This window comes from Mycobacterium sp., assembly GCF_036488105.1.
GTDB lineage: Bacteria > Actinomycetota > Actinomycetes > Mycobacteriales > Mycobacteriaceae > Mycobacterium.
The window spans coordinates 1-2,711 of sequence record NZ_DASXHW010000208.1 but is presented as its reverse complement, the minus strand read 5'-3'; the positions used below and the strand labels follow the sequence as shown (position 1 = coordinate 2,711).

The 2,711-nt window shown below is 65.1% G+C and carries 3 protein-coding genes; 1 reads left to right on the top strand and 2 read right to left on the bottom strand.

The window, feature by feature from the left end:
- Nucleotides 1-702: class I SAM-dependent methyltransferase (locus tag VGH54_RS11345; protein WP_331512085.1), on the top strand; the 702-nt coding region annotated here is incomplete at its 5' end.
- Here the strand turns inward: VGH54_RS11345 and VGH54_RS11340 are convergent.
- Together VGH54_RS11340 and VGH54_RS11335 are read right to left on the bottom strand one after the other, a co-directional pair.
- Nucleotides 695-1,954, bottom strand: coding sequence for a phthiocerol/phthiodiolone dimycocerosyl transferase family protein (locus VGH54_RS11340; RefSeq protein WP_331512084.1), 1,260 nt, complete (start codon nucleotides 1,952-1,954; stop codon nucleotides 695-697). The two genes, VGH54_RS11345 and VGH54_RS11340, sit on opposite strands and share 8 nt — an antisense overlap.
- 26 nt (nucleotides 1,955-1,980) lie before the next feature.
- Nucleotides 1,981-2,711, bottom strand: a 731-nt coding sequence (locus tag VGH54_RS11335) for a condensation domain-containing protein (RefSeq protein WP_331512083.1), incomplete at its 5' end; no start/stop codon positions are given.

The following is a 2,711-nucleotide window of genomic DNA, read 5'->3' as shown; positions in this document are numbered from 1 at the left end:
GCCCGAATCGACTACGACTGGGACGAACTCAAGGTCACCGACCGCTGGACGCCGCTGGTCACGGTGCGAACCGCTCAGTTCGACGTGTGGGCCGCCGAGTTCCTGGCCGCCAATCCCGACGCCACCGTGATCCACCTCGGCTGCGGTCTGGACAGCCGGGTGTTCCGGCTGGACCCGGGTCCGGGTGTGCAGTGGTACGACGTCGACTATCCGGCGGTAATCTCGTTGCGGGAGAAGGTTTTTCCGAGCCGACCGAATTACCACCTGGTTGCCACGCCGGCGACGGACCCGTCGTGGCTGGACCAAATCCCAGCTGACCGGCCGACGTTGCTGTTGGCCGAGGGCATCAGCATGTACCTCACCGAGGACGACGGCATCGCGCTGCTGCAACACGTCGTCGACCGGTTCGGCTCGGGCGAGATCCAGATCGACTACTACAGCCGGCTCGTTGTCCGGTCGCAGAAAACGCACCGCCTGCAACGGCAGTCCGGCTCGACGCTGTATTGGGCGGTCAACACGCCGTCCGACGTGATCGACCGCCTTTCCGGGGTCCGGTTGGTCAGCGGTGTGACGTTTTTCGACGCGAGCACCTTCGGCCGGGCGTCGGCTGTCTTTCGGGTGATGCGGCAGTTGGTCCGACCGATCCCGCCGCTGCGCCGAACATTCCAGTACCACCGCTACGCCTTCGGACCGCTCAGCTGACGCCGCTGGCCGCGTGCTGGTCGGCGACCGCGGACAGCAGCCCACGAATGGCCTCGATCGATTTTTCCGGATCCGGGCCGTGCGAGTGGTATTCGACGTTGAGCTGTTCGGCGTAGATCTGGGTGAAGTAGATCTCGATGCCGGCGCTGACCGCGAAATACAACTCGCCGTGCGTGGCGGTCACTTCCACTCCCGGCGGTGTGCGCACCGGGGGCACCAAACCGTTGTCGGACAACAACACAACGTCGGGCATACCGGGTGCGTTGCCGACATACTGCGGGCTGAAGTGCAAGCGGGACTGCTGGATCACACCCTCGTCCAGGTCCCCTTTGAATGTTGCCGCGATGTCGCGGGCAAGCTCGACCACCATGGTCTTCTGGTTGATCTCGGCAAGGTAGGTGCCCAGCCCGACCGGGTTCGTGCATCCGGTCGCCGACACCGGCGGTGACAGGAAGTAACGCAGATCGACGGTGTAGATGAACGGCACCGGAATGTTCACCCTGCCTCGCACCTGCCACTCCGCGATCAGGATCGCCGCCGACAGCACCGAGTGCAGACCCAGCTTTTCGGCGCGGCAGAGCTCGACGATGGCGTGCGTCTGGCTCTCGCTGAGCCGGCACGACACCATCGGAACACGCACGGGGGACGTGGGTTTCACGCCGGTGTCGCTGCGCCGGGAGGGTGGCAGGTCGTAGGCGAACAGCGCCGGCATGAACCGCTCGATACCCGAGCGCGGCCCTTTCTGGATGCCCCGGTCGGCGAGCACTGTCTCGATCGACTCCGGTGCGGGCTGCGCGGTCACCGGAGCGGTCTTCCCGTTGGTGACCAGATCCGTGTAGAACGACAGCAATTCCTCGATCAGGCCGTACATGTGGTGACCGTCGGCCAGGGCATGGTGGACGTAGAGCGTCGGATGCGCCTGACCATCGCGGATGAACAGGCGCAGATGCACCAGCGATTCGCCCTGATCGAAATGCGGCGGCGGGTTGTCGATCTGCGACGCGTCGACCTCGATGACCTCGAGTCCCGAGTGCATGAGGTCGTCGGCGACCAGCTCGTGACGGCCGTCGGCTCCGCGTTCGAGGCGCGCGGTCAGCACCGGATGCGCCTCGAGCAGCAGGTCAAAGGCGTCGGTCAGCGCGTCGACATCAATCGGACCCTCGAGGTGCGCGGCGAGACCCACGAAGTTGTGCGTCTCAGCGAGCATTTCCTCGCTGAGCGCCAGCTTGCGGATGACCGACGATGGAAACACGGTTGCCTTTCTAGCCTTGTCGAGATCTACGACAGGTCGACGAGTTCCATTTCGTCACTGCCGGAGTCCATCTCGTCTTGCTTGAGCGCTTCCCGGATCAGCTCCAACAATGTCCGGGAATACCCGCTGGCAAGTGACTGCACTGTGGCCCCGTCGACCCGCCGGCTGTCGTACCACCAGTCCAGATGCAGCACACCGGCGGTACGGAAGACCCGCAACTCGATTGCGTGGCCCAGGCCCGGAATCGCTTCGCGCACCGGCAATGCGGTGTCGGAGTCGAATCGGACCGCGACATCCACGTCCAGCGGCGGCAGATCGGGGATCGTGCCGATGTAGGAGAAGAAGATGTCGGCCTGACCGGCAGCGCCAAGTTGCCGCGCTGTCGGGGCATACAGGTAGCGCAGCAGCCCATAGCCCAGTCCGTAGTGCGGGACGGCAGTCAGTGTGTTGTGCACGTCGTCGAGCAGCTGCTTCGCGCCGTCATCCTTGGCGCAGGTGAGCGCGATCGGATAGATGGTATTGAACCAGCCGACGGTACGGCGCAGGTCGACGTCGGGCTTGAGCACCGACCGACCCTCGCCGCTGAGGTCGACGGCGACGGTCCCGTCACCGATCTGGTGAGCGATCGTCCGACCCAATGCGGCCAACAGCATTTCGTCGATCGGCACCCGCAGCCGTCGGCGGGCATCATCGATCTCGGTTGTCTCCGCGACGGTCAGCGACGACGCGCTCCGGGCCAAATCGGGCAGGCCCGGCG